Source organism: Comamonas suwonensis, from assembly GCF_012844455.2.
In the GTDB taxonomy this organism is placed as follows: Bacteria; Pseudomonadota; Gammaproteobacteria; order Burkholderiales; family Burkholderiaceae_C; genus Comamonas; species Comamonas suwonensis.
Genome location: NZ_JABBCQ020000031.1, coordinates 1 through 22604, shown reverse-complemented (window position 1 = coordinate 22604; position 22604 = coordinate 1). Strand labels below are relative to the sequence as shown.

Here is a 22604-nt window from a genome sequence, read left to right as displayed (position 1 = left end):
ATACCAGTCCACCGTGGCCTCCAGCTGGGCCGTGGCCAGGTCGGCACTGAAGGCGCGCTGCAGCATGCGGGCGCGGCGCTTGATCCAGGCCAGGCGCAAGGCCTTGTACGCGGCCATGGAGACGACTTTTTTATGCATTGCCACTCTCCTGAAACGCTGCATGGATCAGGGCAGCATTCACCTTCTTGGCACCGATGCCAACAGCCATGTTCATGGCGCGTGTGACCAGGTTGTTCACGGCCAAGGGGTGGCACTTCGACACGTTCTGTGTCGTGCGCTTACCGCCAAAAGAGCGGGTCTCATTGCGACGCAGCACGGTGCGGATGGCATCAATCGCATCGGCCTCCAGCACAGTGGCCACATCGGCATCCACGCGCTTGAACTTGTGCTGCAGGTATGCGCCCAGCTCGTTATCCAGGGGCGGCAGGGTGATCAGCTCGCAGCGCTGCACCACTTCGCGCACCTCGGGGTCCTTCTCGCTGAGCTTGTCTGCCAGCTCGTTCTGGCCCACCAGGATGATGGACAGCAGCTTCTTGAAGCCGTCTTCCTGCTCGTAAAAGCGCTTCAGCGCCTTCAGCGTGGGAATGGCCAGGTCATGGGCTTCTTCAATGACCACCACATGCTTGCGCCCGTCGCTGGCACCTTCCTTCAGCATCTGATGCATCTGGTGGGTGCGGGCCTCCAGCGATGAGCGCATGACCTTGTTGGGGGCCAGGTTGCGAATCACCGCACCAACGATGTCTGCAGCCACCAGCAGGCGGCCCGACTTGGAGGCCGCGCTTGTGGCCACCACATAGGGCTCAATCACTTCAATGCGCTCGCCAGTGGTCTTGATCCACTCGATGAGGTCCTTGCGGATGGTGCTTTTGCCTGCACCGGATTCAGCCACCAGGGCCAGCATGCCGCCATGCAAAGCGGTCTGGCGCACAGCGGAGCGCACATAGCGAATATCGTCCGACTCAAACACGTCAGCGATGGAGCGCAGCTCGTCCACGAACGGGTCCCGTAGAATCTTGAATTGCTGACGGGTCTCAGAAGTCAGGCGGCTGTGGCGTACGTTCATATCATCCTCTTGGTTTTTGGCCTTTTGGCCTTGGGAATAAAGGGCACACGCTGTGGTGGAACACAGCGGGTGCACCCCCTCGAAAAGTGGTTCAAAGGCGCCGAGCACTTGCTCTTCTGTCGCGCTGTTTCCACGCAGGAACTCTTCAATCAGAGGTCGCAGCGTGGTCTGGTTGGTCTTCGCAGACTTAGGCCAGGTATCAAACTTGCAGATCAGGTTGATCGTTGCCTTCGATACTCGGCAGTGGCGCGCAAGCGCCGCCTGTGATTGCTTGAGCTGCACCAGAATCCCGTGCAGTGCCAGCTTCATGTATTCGTCGCTCATAGGCTCCTCAGACAGCTCGCAGGCCACCAGCAGCACGCAGGGGCTGCACATCGGCCTGGGGCGGGTTCTTGAACTGGTCGATCAGCGCATCCAGCTGGTCTTCGGGCACACCGCCTTCAAAGCGCGCTGTCATGAACTGGTTTTCTTCCGTCGTCAGATTGCGGCCCAGCTCGGCGCGAATGCGCAGCATCACGGTCACGGCATCCAGCAAGCGAGGGGCTGCCGGTGCGGCATGGGCCGGGGTGGCAATGTCCACACCAGGGCGCTGCAGATAGCTCGGCTGCTCCACCTCCTGCAGATAGCTGTGAGCCTTGATCTCGCCACCGAACGGCACCACCTTTTTCTGGCGTGCCTTGTCGGCGTCCTGATCGGGAAAGGCCAGCTCGTCCATGGCCTTGCCTGCCTTCATGGCTGGCGTGTCGGCGTGGGACTTCATCTCCTCGCCAAACACGGCTGCAGACAGCGGGCGGCCAAACTGGTCGTACTCCAGCTCCGGCTCTGCGCGGTAGATCAGGGGCTCACCGTCAAAGCGGGGCAGCTCAATCTGAATGGCCAGCTCGCCATAGACCAGCGGCCGCACGGCCACCATGTCCCCGGTGTTGATTCCATCCATGCCGCGCAGGCTGTACGTCATGGAGCGCTCTGCCTTGGGGTGCCTGAAGGTGATGCACTGGTGACCGTCCACCTTGCGCTCCACTTCCTTGCCCGTCATCAAGGCACGACATACATCCACCTCGGGCAGCAAGCGGAGCTCAGCAGACTTGATCAGTTGCCACAGGTCATAACGCGCCACCGGCATGCTCAGACCTGTGCGGCGCAGGCGTGTGTCCTGGCCGGGGATCAGGTTGGCGTTGTAGGCCTCGCTCCAGGCAGTGGCCGCGCGGTTCAGCCCCTCTACATCGTCGACCGGCTCAAAACGCAGGCGGCATTCAAACTGTGTCTCCACAATGTTGTTGCCACCTTCCACGCCACCCTTGGCACGGGCATTGCCCGCTTCATGGGTGCGGCTCTCGCACTCCAGGCTGCGCAGCAGGCACTGGATGGCCGTGGCCACGTTGGCGCTGCCCTTGTCCCAATAAAGATACTTGGGCACTCCGTGGAACAGTCGGCCTTCCTGCTGGCCCCAGGCATGCATCAGAAAGCTGAACATATTGGCCTGGCTCTCGCCTGCTGCCTCGCAGTACCAAACCTGCAGCGCGCCGCTGGCCATGTCCCACAACACGTAGCGCCAGACCTTGAACTTCACCTTGGCAAAGTTCTCCAGCTTGTTCTTGTAGAACTCGCGGTCCTCCATGATCTGTTGGCGGCCGTTGAGGTAATAGACCAGGCACAGGCTGGGGTCCACCTGGTGCACATGGTTGGGGTGCAACGCACGCATCTGCTGGGCGGGCGCGGCCTGCTGCTGAGCCTCCACATTCAGGCCACGCTCACGCATCAGGCGGTTCAGGTGGGCATTGCTCACACCGACCTCCAGACCGTTGGCTTGCAGCACGCTGCGCGCCACCGGGGTCTTCATGGTCTGCTTGCCGTTGTCGCGCACGCTCTCGCGCTGCATCGTGGCAAGGGTCATCAGCGCATCGCTGTTCACGCTGGTTTGCCCCTTGTCGGCGCGGCACTTGCGGCCGCTCTCCCAACCCGCCACCGCCTTCAGGTGGCGGTAAATGGTCTGCTTGCTCATGCCCAAAAACTGGGCTGCATCGTTCACCAGCTGGCCTGCTGCGCCGTGGGGGGCCGCCGCAAGCTTGCGTGCCAGCTCCCGCAGGTAGTCGCAAATCTCAGGGGTGAGTGCTGCCATGGTTTCGTCCTCTACCATGACTTCACTCAACCTCGGCCTGGCCAGCGTGGCCGGGGATCACGCCGGGCTGCATCACATAGGTGCGCGCTGCCTGGATATCGTGACCGTGGTTCTCCCAAATCTGGCGTTGCAGACCGCCCACGCTTGCGGCAATGCGCTCAATGTGGTCGTGCATCTTCTGGGCCAGCTCAACAACCTCTGGCGGAGTGGGCACTGCATCACCGGGCTCATAGCCGGGCTGCTGTGTCATCTCTTCCGACCACCAATCATTCAGTGCCCCGAGCTGCTTTGTGATCTCCAGCAAAGCTTTAGATGCAGCCTCCTGTGCTTTGCCGACTTGCTCCTCAAAATCAGCCAAACGCTCGGAAACAGGGGCAGAACGCGGGCCACCGCTGGCTAGCGTTTTTTCTGCCCTGTCGGCACGCTCGCTTTCCTTGTCGCGCTTTTCTGCAATGAACTTGTTATCTTCTTTGGCCTGGCGCAAGGTGGCGCGCAGCTCGCTAGCGCTCATTCGCTCGATATCGTCCATATCCTTGAGCGATTCCAGAGTGTCGTCGTCATGAGTGACCAATTCCAGAAAGGCCGAAGCGCTTTTGACGTGAGTACTCAAAAGTTCCAATTTGGAACTTTTTGCCGTTTTCGCTGCCGCCTGCATAAAACGGAACGCAGTTGTCTTGGCGAACCCCAAGAGTTCAACGCGCTGCTGAAACTCACCATGAGGAGTTAATTCCTTCAGCACCAGCAGGCGCTTGCCCGTTTCCAGAATCGCTTCCACTGTGCGCTTCTGATAGAAGCGAATTTCATCTTCCAATGCACCCACACTCAAAGTACCGTCGTAGCCCACCTGCAAGGCCATGGTCTTGGCCTGTGTCGATGCCTCCTGAGCCTGAATAGCCATGGCATCTTGGGCCTGCTCAATACGCGCCACTGCGTTTTTGTCCAAGACCACATCGGTCACGGTTTCCTGTGTTTTTGTTGCTATACGGGACATGTGTCATCTCTCCTTGTTTTTGGGTTAATCAGTAGGAAGTCATGGAATGACGGCGGTCATCCATGCGGCGCTGTGCTTTGTCGAATGAGTCCGACACCTTGAAAGACAGACGGCTGAACCGGGCTGTGGGGTAAAAGCGCTCGGTCTCTTCGCTTTTGCGGCACCAGCCAAAAGCAATCAGCGTCTGCGTGGCGCGGGTAATCACCACGGCCGTGGTCTTGCAGGCCTCGGCCAGGTCCTTGTTGGTCGCACCCTGTTCGGCGTAGTCGACCAGAGCCTCTGCCACTTGCAGCGCAGGCCAGACACTCTTGGTAATTGCGGGTGTGCTGCTCATGCCTCAAACTCCAGCTGCGGCGCGATGTACTGGCCCACGTTGTGGTGTTGAAACGCCACCTGTTCCAGGTGACGCTGCAGCAACTCCAGCAGTTCAGCGGTATCCACCTTGGATGGGTCGGCATAGAACGCGGCCAGCTGGCTCATAGCGGCGGTGCAGTCGGCGTTGATCTGCAGTAGCTCGGCTTCGCTGACCTTGTGGCCCTTGGGCATGGGAATCACCATGCGTCCCGCCGAAGCGGCTAACCAGTCGCTCACAAAGTGCGCGCCGCAAACCATCTCAAAAGTAGGTACCAAGCGCAGCGGCATGCTGCTTTTGCTCAGCCATCCGTACAGAGAGTCCTCGGTCACATCGCCCATCAACTCGGCAATGCGGGCTACAGACAACTTGCGCCGTTCCAATGCGTAGTCCTTGCAGGCACGCATGGCATCACGCAGGCTGCTGGCGCGAAAGCGTTTCCAATTACGCGGTGGCATTTGAAGACCCTCCCAGGACCGTTTTCAAAACAAAAATCCGCATGGAAATGCGCGGCGCATCGACACTGGGCACCAGTACCAACCTGGAGCGAACTAATGTCCGAAAACGTCGAGACTTCCCTGCTGGAGAAACTGGTAGAGCGCGCGGTGCAGCAGCGCCTGCAGCCCCTGCAAGAGCAGCTGTGGGCGCATCACTGGGTGCTGACTGAGATGACAAGGCAACTGCCTCGTACAGCGTTACTGGCGACGGCTCAGCGCTTGGACCAGATGTGGCAACTGGCGCCACAAGAACAAAAGGAGCGCTTGCGGGTCGTACAACAGCAGTGGCATGTCTATCTATGCCAGCTAGGCGCTCTGATAGATGGCGAAACGCCTCCACCACTGAGCCCTGAGCAGCCAGTTCCTGCACGTCCGAAACCTGCACTGTGAGTGCCTTGCAATAGGCAAGCCATTCGTGGCTCAGGCTGTAGAGGACCGTTGCATTGACCGAAGTGGTCAATTCACCTTCTGGTTTGCCTGTAATATCTTGTAGCGACATAACAGCCACTCAAGCAAATACAGGCATACGGGGAGCAGCCACCTGCTGCACTTCGCCGTCCTTGATACGCAATTGCACAGCAATGTTGTGCGAGGCACCACGAGCGCACTTGCGAACAGGGTTCTCATCGTTATCGTTGACGATGGCGATCACCAGGTTCACGTTGTAGCCGTGGTGCGTAGCCCAGGCCGAGTACGACAGTCCCAGACGAGCGAACTCGGCACGGACTTCAGAGCGTTTTTTGATTGGCATGTTGCGTCCCGTTTTGTGCGTACTAGTTGGCTCTAGTACGCGTTTGTTTGAACTTGTGTGAACGGATTATGTACGCGAATGCGTACCTAATCATTAAGTTGAGTTACTCATATGGGTATTGGTTCGCGTTTGCGCGAGGAGCGAGATCGCCTGGGTTTGAACCAGGAAGGACTTGGTTTGCTTGGTGGGGTCCGCAAACAGGCACAACTGCTCTACGAAAAAGACGAGAGAAAGCCAGATAGCGACTACCTAGCTGCAGTCGCTGAGGCTGGCGTTGATGTGCTCTACGTCTTGACTGGGCAAAGGCAAGATGCCCTTCCGGCAGCAGATGCCAGTGAGCAGCTTTTGCTGGATAACTTCCGGCGTTGCAAGACGGATGCCAAGCAGACCCTTCTGCAGTCTTCGGTGTTATTTGCTGCGGGCATGCCGCCTGCCCCCGCACCAAAGCCTCAGACAAACGCGGGGGGGATGAACATGTCCAACTTGGGCAGCGGTAACGTCCAAATCGGTTCTATCGGTGGCGACTACAACCCTGATTCCAAACCTGCAAGAAAAAGAACCAAGTAGCCAAACAGCACAGACTGAAAGGGAGACATGGTGAAGTTGAGGGAGTTATTGCAATGGCTCAGCAAGCTGTTGTCATCGCAAAAAATGCAGGAATTGGGCGACGGTAATATCCAAGCGGGCCGTATAGAAGGCGACCTGAACAATCATCAGAGCAACACAAATCAGACGATCTACAACATCGTGGTTGTCAGCTCAGAACGTGCATCCAACGAAGACGGGCTAGTGCAAGACCCATCCGAGATGTCGCGGCCGAAAATGGCTCCGACGGCTCATGCGAAGAAGGCACCAGATGCCACCACGGCCCAGCGCGAGCTGCTGCGCTTTATGGCCTCCAGCCCCGCCATTGAAGCGCGTGCAGAAACCTTTATGCGGCGTGAATTTGAAACTGACCGAGTTAAAAAACTCAGTGACTTTGAGTGCGTCAGAACGACGAAATACCTTGAAGCCTGCATTCAACAGGCCGCTGCAAAACGCGCCTGAGAGAGGGAGCAACGCCATGAAAAAAGTATTGCTGATCGCCATTGCCTATGTGCTGACAGCTTGTTCCGGGTCTGATTCGAGCCTAATCAATACCACCCAACAGGCTGTTCGGGCAAAGCTCAAGGACCCGGATTCGGCCAAATTTGGTGAAGCATTCATCGTGCCAAAAGAAGAGGAGAGCACGAAATACACCAATGTCCGCAGCGTTTGCGGGGATGTCGCGGCGAAGAATTCCTATGGCGCTTATGACGGAAGAATTCGCTTTATGGGGCTTTACGGGAAACCGATCGGTGGCAATGAAATGGAGTTGCTTGAATTGGAAATTGAGCCACAGCCGAATAACAAAATTTTCGAAGTCGTGCACTGGCAAGTTGACTGCATAAAAAAGCCAGCCGCCTGACCATCTCCTGCGCCTTTCCATAGTGCCCCCGGTCAAAAGACCAAACCACCTCTGACGTCCAGAGTGTGGGCTTTCAAACCCTGTTTGTTAGCCCATACCGAGGACGTTCATGCCACCCACCGCATCTGCTCAAAGCCCCCGACAATCCAAGCTGCCGCGCCTGACCAGCTGGTGGTTGATCGCCACGGTCTTGTCCCTGGCTGTCTTTCTGATCGCGCCCCAGCAGCTGCCAGTCAGCCTTTACAAGCTCAATCTGATCTCGCTGGCCGCCCTGGCTGGCTACTGGATTGACCGCGCAGTATTTCCTTATGCACGCCCTCAGGTATCGGCCCTCAGCGACCTGGACGCTGATTACGAGCTGGAACTGACGGAAGAAGAGTCGGCCCAGGGTTATGTGGTGACTGACGATGGCCGCCAGATCCCCATCGAGTGTCTGGCTGAGGGCCTGTGCGGCCCGATTGATCCCACGCGGGTCTATTTCATGCTGGGCTGCATGCTGCGCCGTGCGCTCATCATGTCGGCCGCCATCCTTGCCATCAGCCTTGGCGGTTGAGCCATGCGAAGCCGTCATCTCCGAGCCGTCATTCTGCTGGGCGTGGCCATGGTCTCGGCCGCACTGAGCTACTGCCGCAGCGCTCAGGCCCAGGTGCCCGCAGCCGCCCAGCAACACCGCGCCTTGCTGGTGCGCACCGCCAATGCCACATGGGGTCTGGGTGCTCCGGTCGCTGTTTTTGCAGCCCAGGTGCATCAGGAGTCTGCCTGGAAGCCCGAGGCCGTCAGCCGCGTCGGTGCCCGTGGTCTGGCCCAGTTCATGCCCGCCACTGCCTCCTGGTGGTGCGAGCTGAACAAGCTAGCCCCGGCTGACTGCCAGCCTCACAACACTGCCTGGGCCTTGCGCGCCCTGGTGGGTTACGACAAATACCTCTATGACCGCACTCCGACCCGGTATGCGTCTTACGACCGCATGTGGGTTGCCTTGCGTGGCTACAACGGCGGGCTTGGCCATTGGCAACGTGAAGCAGCGGTTTCCGGTGCCGCCCAGCCCACACGGCAGCAAGTGGACGCAGCCTGCGGCAAAGCCCGCCGCGCAGCCGTCCATTGCCGTGAAAACCTCAGCTACCCCCAGCGCATCCTAGTCGACCTGCAGCCGCGCTATCTGAGCTGGGGGCCTGGTCTATGAGCCGCGCCGCCATTGCCCTATCGCTGCTGCTGACCAGCCTGGTCAGCTCTGCGGGCGGCGTGCTGTGGGGCCAGCACAGCGAGCGCAAGACCCAGCAGGCCGCACAGGACTCCAAGACCCTGCAGCAGCTCACCGACACGCTGACCGCCAACGTTGACCTGGCCAAGCGCAGCACCGAGGCCAGCCAAACCCTTCGCACGGCCACGGCCCGTTTGCAGCAAGCCCAGACCCAAAATTTCAAGGACTTCCGCCATGAATTGCAAAGCACGGCTACTGACCGCGCTGGCTGCGTGTTCCCTGCTGGCGTCATGCGCGGCATCAGCGCCGCCCGCGACCGAGCGGCAGCAGCGGCATCCCACGGAATCGTCAACCCCATGCCCGCAGCCACCGGAGGCTCCACCGATGACAGGTGAAGTAGACCCCGTGGCTGAGGCCCTTCTGCAGATGTACGGCCTGTACGCCTTGTGCGCTGGCCGCACGGTCGAGCGCATCAAGTGGGACGAATCGGAGGCCCTGCGTTGACAGATTTTTTTGACCGCGCCCAAGCCCGTGAGCTGCAGGTGCGCGATGACGCACTGCGAGACCAGGCGCGCCGCGCAGGCCTTGCAGGCAAGACTGGGGCCGACTCAGCTACCGAATGCATAGCCTGTGATGCCCAGATCCCCGAAGCCCGCCGCTGGGCTGTGCCTGGCTGCCAGCGCTGTGTGAAGTGCCAGACCATTTTTGAGCAATTGCCATGAATTTTTCCGACATGACATTCAGCACTGAGACCGTCCGCTGGCTGGTCACGGTCGCGTTGGGCATCTATTCCTGGTTCATCGGACGTCAGGCGGCAAGCGCTGCGGAGTTGCTGGACCTGCGCACACGCATCACCACGCTGGAAGCCGACATGAAGCAGGTGCCCAGCCAGCAGCAACTGCACGCGCTGGCACTCAATGTGTCCGACCTGCGGGGCTCTGTAGAGGCCATGGGCCAACGCATTGACCCGCTGGTACGTGTGATGGATCGCATCGAAACCCACCTTTTGAACAAGAAAGATTAGGCCCTCAAAATGAGCAACTACGCCCAAGTCCTTACCGAAGACCGCCGCCTGGTCATCCTGCGGGCGCTGGCCGAACTGCCCTCGTACAAGAGCAACAGCTCCATCCTTTGCACGCTGCTGGAGCGCTGGGGCCACTCGCCAAGCCGTGACCAAGTCAAGACCGATCTGCGCTGGCTGGAAGAGCAAGGCCTGCTCAAGGTGGAAGAAGTCGAGTCGGTACTGCTGGCCACGCTGAGCGAACGCGGCATGGATGTGGCCAAGGGCCGCGCCGTCCAGCCTGGCGTCAAACGTCCCGGAGCCTGATATGGGCCGCAAGTCTTCTGTGTCGCGCCTGGATCCCGAGGCCCGCAAGTACCTCGAAAAGCTCATCCGTGATGACCGCCACACGCTGGATGAGCTGCTGGACGCGATGCGCGCCAAGTACCCTGCAGCCGACATCAGCCGCAGCGGCATCCACCGCTACCGCGTCGGCTTTGATGAAATGCTGGGCCGCATGCGCGAGATTGAGACCGCCTCAGCCGCGCTGGTAGACGAGCTGGGCGAAGGCGTTGGCGACAAGGCCGGTGCGCTGCTGGCCCAGGCCGTGACCACGTTGGCGACAAATGCGGCGTTGAACGCGCATGGCAATGACAAGGTCAGCATCAAGGAAGTGGGCGAACTGGCACGCGCTGCCCGCGCCGCCATGCAAGCCCGCACCATGAGCCTGAAGGAGCGCGAAGCCATTGAAGAGCATGCGCGCCGCAGGCTCCTCGAGGAGCAGCAAGGCAACCTGGAAAAGATCGCCAAGACCCAAGGCATGAGCCAGGAGCAGGTGGACTTCTGGGTCAAGGAATTCCTGGGGGTACGCTGATGGCCGACACCATCAAGCCGCTGAGCAGCACCGTCCGCATTGTTGAGTGGGACGAGCTGCCCGCCCGTGTGCGTGAGATTCCGGCAGGCTTCAACCCCTTAGCCGAGGGTGTGCTGATGGCCCACCAGCGCGAGGTGGTCAAGCTTCAGCACTCCATCGTGGCCGTCCCCAAGGGACGCCGCACGGGTATCACCTTTGCGGTCATGCTGCGCAAGACCCTGGTGGCGGCAGCCAGCAAGGTGGCAGGCGGTGACAACGTCTATTACATCGGTGACACCAAAGAGAAGGGTCTGGAAGCCATTGGCTACGTTGCCAAGTTCGCCCAGATCATTGCCCGCGCCCAGGGGTCTGTCTCCGACATTGAAGAGTTCCTGTTTGAAGATCAGGACCCCGAGACTGGCAAGACCAAGCACATCACGGCATACCGCATCCGCTTTGCCAGCGGCTTCCAGGTCTGCGCGCTGTCCAGCCGTCCTGCCAATATCCGGGGCCTGCAGGGCCATGTGGTCATTGACGAGGCCGCATTCCACCCCGACGTTCAAGGCGTACTGGATGCTGCGGCAGCTCTGCTGATCTGGGGCGGCCAGATCACCGTTATCAGTTCCCACAACGGTAAGAAAAATCCGTTTGCCCAGTTCTGCCGCGACATCGAAGCGGGGCTCTATGGCGATGATGCGGCCGTGTACACCGTCACGTTTGACGATGCCGTGGCCAATGGCTTGTATGAGCGCGTGTGCTGGATGAAGGGCGAGAAAGCCACGCCCGAGGGCAAGAAGAAGTGGTACGCCAAGATCCGCAACGGCTATGGCGTGCGCAAGGCCGCCATGCGTGAAGAGCTGGACGCCATCCCACGCGATGGCAGCGGCGTGGCCCTGCCCGGAGTGTGGATCGACCGCAGCCAGACGCTGCCGGAAAAGGTTGTGGTGCGCCTAGCCCTGGACGATGAGTTCGTCCACAAGCCCATGCCAGAGCGCGAAGCCTGGGTAGACGATTGGATCAAACGCGTCCTAGACCCTGTGCTGGACCAACTGGACAAGAGTTTGCGCTATGTGTTCTCACAGGACTATGCGCGGCACCGCGACTTTTCTGTGTGGGGCGGCCATGCGATCACGCTGGGCCTGCGCCGTCAGACGCACATCGGCATTGAGATGCACAAAGTGCCGTATGCGCAGCAGAGGCAGATCGTCATTCATGCCATCAAACGGCTGCCCAACCGCTGCGGCGGCGCCATGGACGCCACCGGGCCGGGTGCGCCCTTGGCTGAAGAGGTAGCCGACGAGTTCGGCCACTCCCATGTCCATCAAGTGGATCTCAGCCGCAAGTGGTATCAGGAATGGATGCCCAAACTGATCCAGGCCTTTGAGGACAGCCAGATCGACCTGCCCATGGACGCCAACTGGGCTCAGGACTTACGTGCCATCGAAGACGTCGACGGCGTGCCGATGGTCACCAAGCTACGGCGCAAGGACCTGAAGGACCCAGAGCTGCAGCGCCACGGGGATAGCGCTGTGATGCTGGCTCTGGGCTGGTTCGCTTCGGTGAACATGAGCGCCCCCATCGACTACATCGCCGTGCCTACCCACCCCAGAGGCTTCGACAACCTGCTGGCCGATGGCATGCGCGAGGACCTGGACTTCCCGCTCATTGAGCACGAGGGCTGGTGATGCAAAAGCACTCAGCCCTAAAACGGCGATTTAAGCGATTTTTAGCCGGTGGACATGCAATGCCCCCGGTTTGCTGCATTCGAGGCTTTACCGGCGTTTATAAACGCCTTCTTGCTTCGTACTACTGCGGCCAACCCAACTGCAAAATGCACAGCGAGGTGCCGACATGGCAAAAAGCATGATTCTGGGCGCTGACGGCCAGCCCATCGACCTGGACACCGTGAACACGCCGCAGACCTCCCAGCTGGGTCACCTGCAGCGTGAGCTGCAGACCCACCCGACCCGAGGCCTCACGCCCTCCAAGTTGGCCACCATCCTGGACGCGGCCGAGCAAGGCGACCTGACGGCCCAGTTCGACCTGTTTGAGGACATGGAAGAAAAGGACGGCCACATTGCCAGCGAGATGGGCAAGCGCCGCCGTGCCCTGATCCTGGACTGGGAGATCACCGCCCCCGACAACCCCAGCGCCCAAGAAAAACGCAATGCCGAGCAACTGGGCGAGCTGGTGCAGTCCATTCCCGACTTTGAGGATGTGATCTTTGACGCGACCGACGCCATCGGCAAAGGCTTTGCAAACCTTGAAATCGAATGGCACCGCGATGACGGTTTTTGGCTGCCCAAGAGCATCACCCACCGGCCGCAGTCGTGGTTTCAGCTGCACCGGGGCTACCGGCAGGAGCTGCGCCTGCGTAGCAACACTACGGACGAACACGGGATTCAGGGCGCGCCCCTGACCCCCTTTGGCTGGATCACCCACATCCACAAAGCCAAAAGCGGCTATCTGGAGCGCACGGCGCTGTTTCGCCAGTTGGTCTGGACCTACCTGTTCAAGAACTACAGCGTGGGCGACCTGGCCGAGTTTCTGGAGATCTACGGCATCCCCGTGCGCCTGGGCAAATACCCGCCCAATGCCAGCGAGCGCGAGAAGGCTACGCTGCTGCGCGCCCTGGTAGGCATTGGCCACAACGCCGCAGGCATCATCCCCGAGGGCATGCTCATCGACTTCAAGGACGCCGCCACCGGCGACCCCAAGGCCTTTGAACTGATGATCAGCTGGTGCGAGCGCAACCAGTCCAAGGTCATTCTGGGCGGCACGCTGACCAGCGGCGCCGATGGCGCGGCCAGCACCAACGCGCTGGGCAACGTGCACAACGAAGTGCGCAAGGACCTGCGCGACGGCGATATCCGCCAGCTCAACTCCACCATCACCCGCGACCTGGTCTACGCCATCGCCGCCATGAACGGCTTGGCACCGGACGGCATCAAGCGCTGCCCGCGCTTTGGGCTGATCACGGGCGAGACCGAAGACATCCAAGTGCTGTCCGAGGCGCTGCCAAAACTGGTGGGCATTGGCGTGCAGGTGCCGCAGGACTGGGCCAACCAGAAGCTGGGCATTCCCATGCCCCAGCCAGGCCAGGTCGTTCTGGGCATGACGCCTGTGGTACAGGCCGCGCCTGCGCCCACAGGTACTGCTGCACTGACGGCTACGCTGCCTGCGCCTGCAGCGTCGCCCCAAACCACCGCCCAGGCCATGACGCCGCAGCTGGCCAACAACGTCGCAAAAGCCATGAGCCCATGGTTTGCGGATATTTTCAAACTGGTGATGGCGGTGGACAGCCTGGAAGAGTTCCGCGACGGCCTGGAGCTGCTCGTCCCTGGTATGACGCTGGAGCAATACGCCTTGGCCCTGGCCGATGGCACCACAGCCGCGCAGCTGGCAGGCCGCACGGAGGTTCTGCAGGAGTCCGAGGCCGATCATGGGTAACGTGGTCTACGGGACGCTGCCCTTCAAAGAGCAGGCCGAGTTCTTCCGGCGCAAGCTCAACCTGCCCACGCAAAGCTGGACCGACATCTACACCCAGGAGCATGACTGGGCGTTTGTGGTGGCCGGGGCCAACCGGGACGCCATCGTCTCGGATTTCCGCACGGCCGTGGACAAGGCCATCACGGGCGGCAGCACGCTGGAGGATTTCCGCAAAGACTTCGACCGCATCGTGGCCAAGCATGGCTGGGACTACAACGGCGGCCGCAACTGGCGCAGCAGGGTCATCTACGAGACCAACCTCAACACCAGCTTTGCCGCTGGCCGCTGGGAGCAGCTGCAGCACGCACCGTACTGGCAGTACGAGCACAGCGACTGGGTCGAGCACCCGCGTGCCCAGCATGTGGCCTTGGACGGGCTGGTGCTGGAGCGCGACAACCCTTGGTGGAAGCTCTACTTTCCGCCCAATGGCTGGGGCTGCCAGTGCAAGGTCAAGGGCCTGTGGCTGCGCGATCTGCTGGGCCTGGGCAAGCAAGGGCCAGACCCGACCCCCGAGGTCAAATGGGCCGAGCATCTGATTGGCCAGCGCAGCCCCAACGGCCCGCGCACGGTCAGCGTGCCCGAGGGCATAGACCCCGGCTTTGAGTACGCACCGGGCAGTGCCCGCCTGCGCAGCGCCATCCCGCCAGAGCGGCCAGACCCACCCGTGCCAGGCAGCGCCGGTGGCCATGGCCTGCCCAATCTGCAGCCGCAAGCACCGCTGCCACCGCCGCGCCCGGTCTCCAGCGACCTGCTGCTGCCCAAGGGCCTGCCGCCCGAGGAGTATGTGAAGGCCTTTCTGGAGCCGCTGGGCGGCAGCCTGGAGCAACCCAGCATCGTGCGCGATGTGATTGGCGAGCGCCTGGTGGTGGGCAAGGAGCTGTTTCAGACCTCGCAAGGGGAATGGAAGGTCCAGAAGCTGGGCCGCGAGATGTTCATTCCACTGCTGGCGAGGGCCTTGCTGGAGCCCGATGAAATCTGGGTGCGCCTGGAATGGCTTTATGCCCTGGGCAAGGCCGTGGTGCGCCGCCGCTATATCGCCCGCTTTGCCGTCGAGGGGCAGGAGGTGCCCACATTGGCCGTCTTTGAACTGGGCTCGGATGGCTGGGCCGGTGTAACGACGTTTCAAGGTGCAGCCCAGACCAGCCAGGACTGGCGAGTCGGCACCCGCCTGTACGCCAGAGAGGAATAAAAAAACCCCAGCACGGCGCACACATGCTGGGGTCCTCCGGGGGTAGGGTCGGTTGGCTTGGCGCAGTCTTCTCCCCCGATGAGTTGATGACATTTTAAGCACAGGAGCGCAAAACATGGCAGGAGCAAATCTCACCATTGATACGGTCATCACAGGCCCTGACGTGCTGGCCCGCATGGATGAGGCCATGGGCAACACCGCGCCGCTGCTGGCGCGCATTGGTGAATACCTGCAGGACGCTACCCGTGACCGCTTCAAAACCCAATCCGGCCCGGACGGCTCCGCCTGGCAGGCTCTGCAGCCGCGCTACCAGCGCCGCAAAAAGCAGAATAAGGACAAAATCCTGACCCTGCGCGGTTACTTGCGGGGCCAGATCCACTGGCAGCCAGACGGGGACGATGCTGTGCGCGTTGGCACCAACGCAAAATATGGTGCCATCCACCAGTTCGGTGGCAGCATCCAGAAGCAGGCCCGTCAATCCACCGTGCACTTTGGCGCAGGCAAGGCCAAGCACCTGTTTGTGAAGCAGAAAAAGGCCAAGCGTTCTCTGCAGGTCACCATCCCCGCCCACCAGGTCAACATGCCAGCCCGCCCCTTCCTGGGCATCAATGCAGGCGATCAGGAGCAGATCCGGCTGCGGGTGATGGATTGGCTGAACGGTCAATAGGCCGACCAATAGCCCCGACCTAGCTGCACGCCAGGGCGCAGCCTTTGCCCTGGGCCAAAAGACCGAACCCCGCCCGCCGCCGACCATGGCGGGCATGCCTTCCAAAACCTCTCGCCTTGCTGTCCTGACCGCTGCTGCTCTTGGCGCAGCAGTGGCCGCCTGCAGCTTCACGCTGGGTGACATCAACACCCAGCAGCCCAACAGCAATGGGCGCTATCTGCTGCAGCTGACGCCTGGCCAGGACTTCACGCCCAGCGATGGCCGCGTCATGGATGTGCCCGCCTGGCGCATCAACACCGCCATTGCCACCCAGGTCATTGGCCGCTTCAACACGGCCCAGCCGCCTGTCATCGACTACGAGCATCAGACCCTGCACAAGGAAGCCAACGGCCAGCCCGCGCCCGCTGCTGGCTGGATTCATGCGTTGCGCTGGGTCGAAGGCGCTGGCCTGTTTGCCGAGGTCGAGCTGACAGCCCGCGCCCTGCAAGCCATTGCCTCTGGTGAGTACCGCTATTTCAGCCCCGTTTTTCTGTATTCGTCTGAAACGGGTGAAGTGCTCAAAGTGACCATGGGCGCGCTCACCAACAACCCTGCCATTCACGGCATGCAGGCCCTGAACACCATGCAGGCCGCTGCATCTGCGCAGTTCTCCACCCCGCAAATCATCCCCTCCGAGGAACCCATGAACCCACTGCTCAAAGCATTGCTGGCCGCTCTCGGCCTGCCCGAAACGACCACCGAGCAAGCTGCTCTGACGGCCGTTCAGTCCCACAAGGACACCGCCGAGGCGGCCCGCACCGCGCTGGCTCTCAAGGCCGAAGACGGTGCCACAGCCGTTACTGCCGCCTGCAGCGCGCTCACAAGCAAGGCTCCTGACCCTGCCAAGTTTGTTCCCATTGATGCGCTCACACAGGTGCAAACCCAACTGGCCGCACTGACTGCGCAGCAGCATGCCGACCAAGTCGACAAGCTGATCCAGCCAGCACTGGCCGATGGCCGCTTGATGGCAGCCATGGAGCCCTGGGCGCGCGACCTGGGCAAAACCAATATGGCTGCGTTGACGTCGTATCTGGAAAAGGCCCAGCCCATTGCGGCACTGACCAGTACCCAGACCGGCGGCAAGGCGCCTGCTGCGCTGGCCACCGGCGCGCACGGCCTGAGCCAGGACGAAATGGCCGCTTGCACTGCCATGGGCCTGAGCCCCGAAGACTTTGCCAAGACCAAGGCTGCGGCCTGAGCTGGCGCTATCCCTGACCACCACCCCAGAGGACTCTCATGCCTAGCCTGACCCAAGACCGCAATACGCCACGCCGTGGCACCTCCTTCATGGTGACCGACACCGTGGCCGCCGCAATCATGGCTGGTGCCATGTACACGCTGGACGCCACGGGCGCTGCCAAGCCCGCCGTAGCTGCCGACAAAAAGCCGGTGCGCGCTGTGTGCACTGAGCGTATCGACGCTGGCAGTACTGACCTGGTCAAGGGTGAGCGCGCTGTCTTCTGCTTTGAGAACAGCACAGGCGTGGCTGAGATCAAGCGCCCCGACATCGGCAGCAATGCCTATGTGGCCGATGACCACACCGTGGCGAAGTCGGGCAGTTCCATCGCGGGCGAAGTGATCGACATCGACGACTTCGGTGTGTGGGTCGCCATTGGCACCGCCGCTGTGCCAACCACGGCTTAAGCCCAACGGCAGGTCATCCCCCAATCAACACAGAGGCACAGCAATGCTGATTACTCCCACCAATCTGAAAACCCTTTTCATCGGCTTCAAGACCAATTTCCAAAGTGGCTTGAACACCGCGCAAAGCCTGTACCAGCAACTGGCCACTGTGGTGCCCAGTTCGACCGGCACCGAGGAATACGGCTGGCTGGGCCAGATGCCTGGCATGCGCGAATGGCTCGGTGAGCGCGTGGTGCATGGCATTGAAAGCCATGGCTACAGCCTCAAGAACAAGTCGTTTGAGTCGACCATCGCTGTGCCCAAAACGGCTATCGAAGACGACACCTTTGGCACCTACACGCCACTGATGGCTGAGATGGGTCGCGCTGCCGCAGCACACCCCGATGAGCTGACCTTCGGCCTGCTCAAGGATGGCGCAACTGTCCAGTGCTACGACAAGAAGCCTTTCTTTTCTGCTGATCACCCTGTCAAGGATGCCAAAGGCAAGGTGACTGCCGTCAGCAACGCAGACCTGGGTGGCAATGGCCCTATGTGGTTTGTGCTGGATACGTCGCGCGCCCTCAAGCCGCTGATCTTCCAGAACCGCAAGAACCCCAACTTTGTGGCCATGACGGCAGAGACCGATCCCAACGTCTTCACCAAAAGCGAGTTTGTCTACGGTGTAGATAGCCGCTGCAACGTGGGCTTTGGCTTCTGGCAAGTGGCTTATGCCAGCAATAAGCCGTTGACGGCCGACAACGTCTGGGCAGCTATTAATGCCATTGAGACCTGCAAGGGCGATGGAGGCCGTCCGCTGGGCTTGCGCGCCACCACCCTGGTGGTGCCCACGGCACTGCAACGCGATGCCAACAAGCTGCTGACTGCCGAGCTGGTGCCTGTGCAAGTGGGTGCCGAGGTGACGACCGAGAGCAACGACCTCAAGGGTCGCCTGCAGCCTCTGGTTTCGCCCTGGCTGTAAGTACTGAGCACGCCATGGCCTACATCACCCCCATCGACCTGGCCGAGCGCCCCGGTGCCAAGGAACTGGCCGAGGTGGCCACGCCCGAGCACAAGCGCATTGTGGACACGGCGCTGATGGACGCCACCCTGCGTGGCGGTGACCGCAGCAGCTGGACTGCCGAAGACCAGGCCGATGCCGATGCGGCCATGGCCCGCATTCAAGACGCCGTTGCCGAAGCTGATGCCTTGATTGACGGCTTCCTGGCCAAACGCGGCTACACGCTGCCGCTGGCCCCTGTGCCCAAGCTGGTGACGGGCTGGAGCCGCTCCATTGCCCGCTATCTGCTCCACAAGAGCCGCATCAGCATGGAAAGCAACGACCCCATCGTGCGCGACTACCGCGACGCCCTGAAGCTGCTGCAGCTCACGGCCGACGGCAAGTTCAGCCTGGGCGCGGATGACACCGTGGCCACGGGCGGCAGCAGCACCGATGTGCGTTTCAGCTTTGCAGAGCCGGTCTTTGGCCGCAAGCAGCTCAACAGCTTTCGCTAGAGGCAGGCATGAACTTTGAACCCTTTGACACCGGCCTGGTCATTGAGCGCCTCAAGGCCTTGGTGCCCGATTTGCGCAAGGTCGGCGGCGCTGCCGACTATGCGGCCGTGCAAGAGCTGCGCGGCTTTGCCACTCCCAGCGCCTTTGTGATCTTCGCGGGCGAGTCTGGCGGCGGTACCGGCCCACGTGGTGCCCGTGTGCAACCCGCCGTCACCCGCTTTGGACTGGCCCTGGCGGTCACCAATTACCGGCCCGGTGCTGGCGACCAACTGGGTGATGAGCTGCGCAAATACATCGGCCTGACCCGCTCGGCATTGATCGGCTGGGTGCCACCCATTCCAGGTGCCACCGCGCTGGTCTGGGAGGCCGGTGAAGTCATGGACTACGACCACTCGACGGTGCTTTACGTCGAGTCCTATCAACTGAACCATTTGCTCCAGAAGTGAGAACCCCATGAGCACTATCAAGCCCGAAGCCACCGTCAAGGCCGCAGAGACCGTCAAGGTCAAGCTGCTCAAGCCCCACACCCACGGGGGCAAGGACCACCCCAAGGACGCTGAGCTGGATGTGGACAAGGCCACTGCCGAGTGGCTGCGCAACGCTGGCGTGGTGGAAAAAGACCAGGCCGCTGAGGCTTCTGCAGCAGCTGTAGCCAAGACCTGATTGAAGCCAGAACTCATAGGAGAGCACTCGCATGAGCAAGACAGTTGAAACCTATTTCTACGGCCAGGGCCGCATTTACCTGCGTCCCGTGGGCACCGTTGGCAATGGCGGCTGGCGTTGGGCGGGCGATATGTCCAGCCTGACTTTTGGTGGCACCGATGAAACCGCCAGTCACAAGGAAAGCTACAGCGGCCAGAAGTCCAAGGTGCGCAGCTTCAGCATTGGCGGCGACCGCACCCTCAAGGCCACCATCCACCAGATGGACCCCATCATCCTGGCTGAGCTGCTGCGCGGCACCATTTCTGAGATTGCAGCTGGTACGGTGACGGCCGAGGTCTTCCCCGCCACCGTTGCCGCAGGCGACGTGATCAAGCTGGACAAGCCCTACAACGTCTCTGACCTGGTCATCACCGACAGCACTGGTTCGCCGGTGACGCTGGCTCCCGAGCATTACGACGCCTTCCTGGAGCACGGCAGCATCGAGCTGCTGAGCCTGCCTAGCGGCCCCGCACTCACCCAGCCCTTCAAGGCCGCGTACAAGCATGCAGGTGCCCGCCAGGTGGCTTTCTTCAACGCGGCCCCCAAGGAGATGGAGCTGCGCTACGAGGGCATCAACCTAGCAGAAGGCAATGCGCCCGTGATTGCCGAGTTCTACAAGATCAGCACAGCCCCGCTGCAGGAGCTGGCCCTGATTACCAGCGGCAATGAACTGGCGGGCATGGCCTATGAGGCCGAGTGTCTGTCTGACTCGCGCCGCCCAGCCAATGGTCCCCTGGGGCGCTTCGGTCGCTACGTGCAGATCAACCCCATCGAGTAAGCCATGGCCCAAATTACTCAAAAACCCGCTGCAGCACCTGCTGCAGAGCGCGAGCCCAGTGACATGGAGGTGCTGCATCCTGAGCGCTTTGTGGAGCTGGGCGGCGTGAAGGTCATGGTGCGTGAGTACGGCAATGTGGAATGGCTGCGCCTGCTGCCCGTGGCTGAGCCCATGGTGGCCGCCATTGCAGAGATGCTGGTTGGCCCGAATGAGCCCACCTATGAAGTGGTGCTCCATGCCATTGCCACGCACACGGATGGATTGCTGCCATTGATCCTGCAGGCAGTGGATCGGGACATGGATTGGCTGGAATCCCTGGCCTCCAATGAAGTCGAGAACCTGCTGATGGCCTGGTGGGGGGTGAACTTCCATTTTTTCGTGCAGCGCGCCCGCAACCGGCAAGCCGTCGAGCGGGCAAGCGCGGTCATGAAGGAGCGAATCGTGGCGCAGTCAGTGCAGACAGTGGCGTCGGCTGGGGTGCGATCTACGCCACTCTCATCGCCAATGGCCACCAGCGCAGCGACCTCGGCGCCTACACCGAGCGACAGCTGAAGCTGTTTTACAGGCAGGCCCTGCAGCTGGAGCGCCAGCGCAGCGCCATGCGCCTGCTGGACGTTAACGCGGGCATGGCCGGTGGCGACGCCGCCAAGGACCGAATGAACGAGCTGAGAAAGTAAAGGAAATACCATGGCCAACGGCAGCGACATGAACGTCGCGCTTCGCTTTCAAGCCGATGTCAGCCAGGCGCGGGCAGAGCTGAAAGCCTTGCGTGCCGATGCCGAGGCTGTTGGCCAGGGCGCTCAAAAGATCAATACCGCTCCCATCGACAAACTGTCGGGTAGTGCCAAGCAGGCAGGGAACGCGAGCAAAGGCATGGGCGCGGCTGCAAAGACCGCCAGTGCAGAGACGAAGGCATTAGCAGATGCAAGCGCGGCAGCCACGGCTGCGGCACAGGCTCAAGGCAAGGCAGTCAGCGGAGCAGCCAAGGCCAACCAGGCTGCAGCCATCTCTGCCAAGCAACATGCCCAGGCCATGCGCATGTTGCCCATGCAGATGACCGACATCACCGTGGGTCTGAGCACGGGCCAGAGCCCGTTCATGGTCATGATGCAGCAGGGTGGACAGCTCAAGGACATGTTTGGAGGCATTGCGCCAGCGGCCAAGGCTGTGGGCGGCTCTGTCATGGGTATGGTCAACCCGCTTACTGTGACAGCCGCAGCAGTGGCTGTGCTGATCGCAGGCTACGCCAAGGGCTCCAAGGAAAGCGACGCCTTCAACCAGTCCATTGTGATGACTGGCAATGCGGTGGGCTCAACCACGAGCCAATTGGCGGGCATGGCCACGCGCATCGACGGCGTAGTGGGAACGACCTACGAAGCGGCCCAGGCACTGGCTGCGCTCGCTTCTACTGGACAAGTCAGCAGCAAGAATATTGAGCAGTTGGCAACCACCGCAGTACGGATGGAGCGCGTTCTTGGCCAAGCTGTCAGCGTCACCGTTGAGCAGTTCAATGAGCTGGGGCGCTCTCCTGTAGAGGCCAGTCGCAAGCTCAATGAGTCGTACAACTACCTGACCGCCTCTGTTTACGCGCAAATTAAGGCTCTGGTGGAGCAGCGTAAAGAGGACGAGGCTGCAGAGCTGGCGCAAAAGACCTTCTCTGCAGCCATGGACGAGCGCACTGCGAAGTTGGCCGCAAACGCAGGCACGTTGGAGAAAGCCTGGCGTGGAGTGCGCGATGTGGTCCGTGAGACATGGGATGCGATCCTGGCTGTCGGTCGCCCTCAGACAGACGATGCCCTGGTGGCCACGGCCGAAAAGCAAGTCGACTTCCTGCGCCAAAAGCTGGCACAGCGCCAAGCCCGTGGACTTGCTACTGGCGATATCACTGCCAAGCTCGCCGCCGCTGAAGCGAACCTGGAATCGGTACAGGGCCAAAAGACCAGCAACGACAAGGCCGCAGAGGATAAATCTGAAGAAACCAAGCGCAACCAGGCGGCTGTAAAGGCCATTGATGCCGTCACAGTGGCGAATAAGGCCGCACAGAGCCCGCAAGAAAAGCTCAATGCGGCTTTGTCGCAATACCGCGCTCAGCTGGACGATATCCGCAAGACCGATCCTTCCAGCGCCCTTCTAAACCCAGCTCAGATCGCCAAAACTGAGGCGGCGCTGCGTAAGCAGTACCTACCTAAAACCGGAGCAGGCCCCAAGTCCAACCCCGTTGACACCGCTTACCAGACCCAGCTCCAGACGCTGCAGCAAGCCCGCGCCCAGGCTGAGCAGGGGCTGGCCAATGCCCAGGACAACGTGGGCAGCAGCACCGATCAGGCCAAGGCC

30 protein-coding genes are annotated in these 22604 nt (G+C 61.2%); 24 read left to right on the top strand and 6 right to left on the bottom strand.

The window, feature by feature from the left end:
* Window positions 1–130: 130 nt before the first annotated feature.
* Genes HF327_RS21120 through HF327_RS21100 form a run of 5 tightly spaced genes read right to left on the bottom strand, consistent with a single transcriptional unit; the run spans window position 131 to window position 4983 of the window.
* On the bottom strand, window positions 131–1387 hold the full coding sequence (locus tag HF327_RS21120) for an ExeA family protein (RefSeq protein ID WP_198462324.1): 1257 nt from the start codon (window positions 1385–1387) through the stop codon (window positions 131–133).
* 7 nt (window positions 1388–1394) lie between these two features.
* A complete protein-coding gene (locus tag HF327_RS21115) occupies window positions 1395–3182 on the bottom strand; it encodes a helix-turn-helix domain-containing protein (RefSeq protein ID WP_198462323.1) in 1788 nt (595 codons plus the stop codon).
* A 22-nt stretch (window positions 3183–3204) separates the two neighbouring features.
* Window positions 3205–4173 carry a hypothetical protein gene (locus tag HF327_RS21110; RefSeq protein ID WP_198462322.1) on the bottom strand — a complete coding sequence of 323 codons (969 nt, stop codon included), beginning with the start codon at window positions 4171–4173 and terminating at the stop codon, window positions 3205–3207.
* 28 nt (window positions 4174–4201) lie between these two features.
* Window positions 4202–4507 carry a hypothetical protein gene (locus HF327_RS21105; protein WP_198462321.1) on the bottom strand — a complete coding sequence of 102 codons (306 nt, stop codon included), beginning with the start codon at window positions 4505–4507 and terminating at the stop codon, window positions 4202–4204.
* A complete protein-coding gene (locus HF327_RS21100; protein ID WP_198462320.1) occupies window positions 4504–4983 on the bottom strand; it encodes a hypothetical protein in 480 nt (159 codons plus the stop codon). The genes HF327_RS21105 and HF327_RS21100 overlap by 4 nt, the downstream gene beginning before the upstream one ends.
* Before the next feature lie 96 nt (window positions 4984–5079).
* Between HF327_RS21100 and HF327_RS21095 the strand changes: the two genes are divergently transcribed.
* A complete protein-coding gene (locus HF327_RS21095) occupies window positions 5080–5412 on the top strand; it encodes a hypothetical protein (protein ID WP_198462319.1) in 333 nt (110 codons plus the stop codon).
* A gap of 118 nt (window positions 5413–5530) precedes the next feature.
* Here HF327_RS21095 and HF327_RS21090 read toward each other — a convergent pair whose 3' ends face one another.
* Window positions 5531–5773 carry a helix-turn-helix domain-containing protein gene (locus tag HF327_RS21090; RefSeq protein WP_198462318.1) on the bottom strand — a complete coding sequence of 81 codons (243 nt, stop codon included), beginning with the start codon at window positions 5771–5773 and terminating at the stop codon, window positions 5531–5533.
* A 111-nt stretch (window positions 5774–5884) separates the two neighbouring features.
* Here HF327_RS21090 and HF327_RS21085 point away from each other — a divergent pair, with 111 nt between their 5' ends.
* The 23 genes from HF327_RS21085 to HF327_RS20975 form a co-directional block, all read left to right on the top strand.
* Window positions 5885–6340, top strand: coding sequence for a helix-turn-helix domain-containing protein (locus tag HF327_RS21085; RefSeq protein WP_236024336.1), 456 nt, complete (start codon window positions 5885–5887; stop codon window positions 6338–6340).
* A 27-nt stretch (window positions 6341–6367) separates the two neighbouring features.
* On the top strand, window positions 6368–6820 hold the full coding sequence (locus HF327_RS21080; RefSeq protein ID WP_198462317.1) for a hypothetical protein: 453 nt from the start codon (window positions 6368–6370) through the stop codon (window positions 6818–6820).
* A 16-nt stretch (window positions 6821–6836) separates the two neighbouring features.
* Window positions 6837–7220 carry a hypothetical protein gene (locus HF327_RS21075; protein WP_198462316.1) on the top strand — a complete coding sequence of 128 codons (384 nt, stop codon included), beginning with the start codon at window positions 6837–6839 and terminating at the stop codon, window positions 7218–7220.
* Between the two features lie 109 nt (window positions 7221–7329).
* Window positions 7330–7773 (top strand): putative holin, encoded by a 444-nt coding sequence (locus HF327_RS21070; protein WP_198462315.1) that lies wholly within the window; start codon window positions 7330–7332, stop codon window positions 7771–7773.
* Between the two features lie 3 nt (window positions 7774–7776).
* Window positions 7777–8400: a transglycosylase SLT domain-containing protein gene (locus HF327_RS21065; protein ID WP_198462314.1), complete on the top strand. Its 624-nt coding sequence runs from the start codon at window positions 7777–7779 to the stop codon at window positions 8398–8400.
* Window positions 8397–8813, top strand: a complete 417-nt coding sequence (locus HF327_RS21060) for a hypothetical protein (protein ID WP_198462313.1) — start codon at window positions 8397–8399, stop codon at window positions 8811–8813. Before HF327_RS21065 ends, HF327_RS21060 begins: the two co-directional genes overlap by 4 nt.
* A gap of 105 nt (window positions 8814–8918) precedes the next feature.
* The gene (locus HF327_RS21055) at window positions 8919–9140 is read left to right on the top strand and encodes a TraR/DksA family transcriptional regulator (RefSeq protein ID WP_198462312.1); all 222 of its coding nucleotides are present in this window, start codon (window positions 8919–8921) and stop codon (window positions 9138–9140) included.
* 11 nt (window positions 9141–9151) lie between these two features.
* A complete protein-coding gene (locus tag HF327_RS21050; RefSeq protein ID WP_236024335.1) occupies window positions 9152–9442 on the top strand; it encodes a DUF2730 family protein in 291 nt (96 codons plus the stop codon).
* Window positions 9443–9451: 9 nt separating this feature from the next.
* The gene (locus HF327_RS21045) at window positions 9452–9745 is read left to right on the top strand and encodes a VpaChn25_0724 family phage protein (protein ID WP_198462310.1); all 294 of its coding nucleotides are present in this window, start codon (window positions 9452–9454) and stop codon (window positions 9743–9745) included.
* A 1-nt stretch (window position 9746) separates the two neighbouring features.
* Window positions 9747–10292 carry a phage protein Gp27 family protein gene (locus HF327_RS21040; RefSeq protein WP_198462309.1) on the top strand — a complete coding sequence of 182 codons (546 nt, stop codon included), beginning with the start codon at window positions 9747–9749 and terminating at the stop codon, window positions 10290–10292.
* Window positions 10292–11956: a hypothetical protein gene (locus HF327_RS21035; RefSeq protein WP_198462308.1), complete on the top strand. Its 1665-nt coding sequence runs from the start codon at window positions 10292–10294 to the stop codon at window positions 11954–11956. The genes HF327_RS21040 and HF327_RS21035 overlap by 1 nt, the downstream gene beginning before the upstream one ends.
* A 166-nt stretch (window positions 11957–12122) precedes the next feature.
* Entirely contained in the window at window positions 12123–13721 is a 1599-nt protein-coding gene (locus HF327_RS21030) for a DUF935 domain-containing protein (RefSeq protein WP_198462307.1), read from the top strand.
* A complete protein-coding gene (locus tag HF327_RS21025; protein WP_198462306.1) occupies window positions 13714–14949 on the top strand; it encodes a PBECR2 nuclease fold domain-containing protein in 1236 nt (411 codons plus the stop codon). Before HF327_RS21030 ends, HF327_RS21025 begins: the two co-directional genes overlap by 8 nt.
* Window positions 14950–15064: 115 nt before the next feature.
* The gene (locus HF327_RS21020; RefSeq protein WP_198462305.1) at window positions 15065–15616 is read left to right on the top strand and encodes a phage virion morphogenesis protein; all 552 of its coding nucleotides are present in this window, start codon (window positions 15065–15067) and stop codon (window positions 15614–15616) included.
* A 94-nt stretch (window positions 15617–15710) separates the two neighbouring features.
* A complete protein-coding gene (locus HF327_RS21015; RefSeq protein ID WP_206764498.1) occupies window positions 15711–16853 on the top strand; it encodes a phage protease in 1143 nt (380 codons plus the stop codon).
* A 38-nt stretch (window positions 16854–16891) separates the two neighbouring features.
* Window positions 16892–17299, top strand: coding sequence for a hypothetical protein (locus tag HF327_RS21010; protein WP_198462304.1), 408 nt, complete (start codon window positions 16892–16894; stop codon window positions 17297–17299).
* A 43-nt stretch (window positions 17300–17342) separates the two neighbouring features.
* The gene (locus HF327_RS21005) at window positions 17343–18257 is read left to right on the top strand and encodes a Mu-like prophage major head subunit gpT family protein (protein ID WP_198462303.1); all 915 of its coding nucleotides are present in this window, start codon (window positions 17343–17345) and stop codon (window positions 18255–18257) included.
* 14 nt (window positions 18258–18271) lie between these two features.
* A complete protein-coding gene (locus HF327_RS21000; protein WP_198462302.1) occupies window positions 18272–18790 on the top strand; it encodes a gp436 family protein in 519 nt (172 codons plus the stop codon).
* A gap of 8 nt (window positions 18791–18798) precedes the next feature.
* Window positions 18799–19236, top strand: coding sequence for a phage tail terminator protein (locus HF327_RS20995; RefSeq protein WP_198462301.1), 438 nt, complete (start codon window positions 18799–18801; stop codon window positions 19234–19236).
* 7 nt (window positions 19237–19243) lie between these two features.
* Complete coding sequence (locus tag HF327_RS20990) at window positions 19244–19453, top strand: DUF7210 family protein (protein ID WP_198462300.1); 210 nt, start codon at window positions 19244–19246, stop codon at window positions 19451–19453.
* A 31-nt stretch (window positions 19454–19484) separates the two neighbouring features.
* Window positions 19485–20270 carry a phage tail tube protein gene (locus HF327_RS20985; RefSeq protein ID WP_198462299.1) on the top strand — a complete coding sequence of 262 codons (786 nt, stop codon included), beginning with the start codon at window positions 19485–19487 and terminating at the stop codon, window positions 20268–20270.
* Between the two features lie 3 nt (window positions 20271–20273).
* Entirely contained in the window at window positions 20274–20822 is a 549-nt protein-coding gene (locus HF327_RS20980; protein WP_198462298.1) for a DUF6631 family protein, read from the top strand.
* 135 nt (window positions 20823–20957) lie between these two features.
* On the top strand, window positions 20958–22604 hold a 1647-nt coding region (locus HF327_RS20975), incomplete at its 3' end, for a phage tail length tape measure family protein (protein ID WP_198462297.1).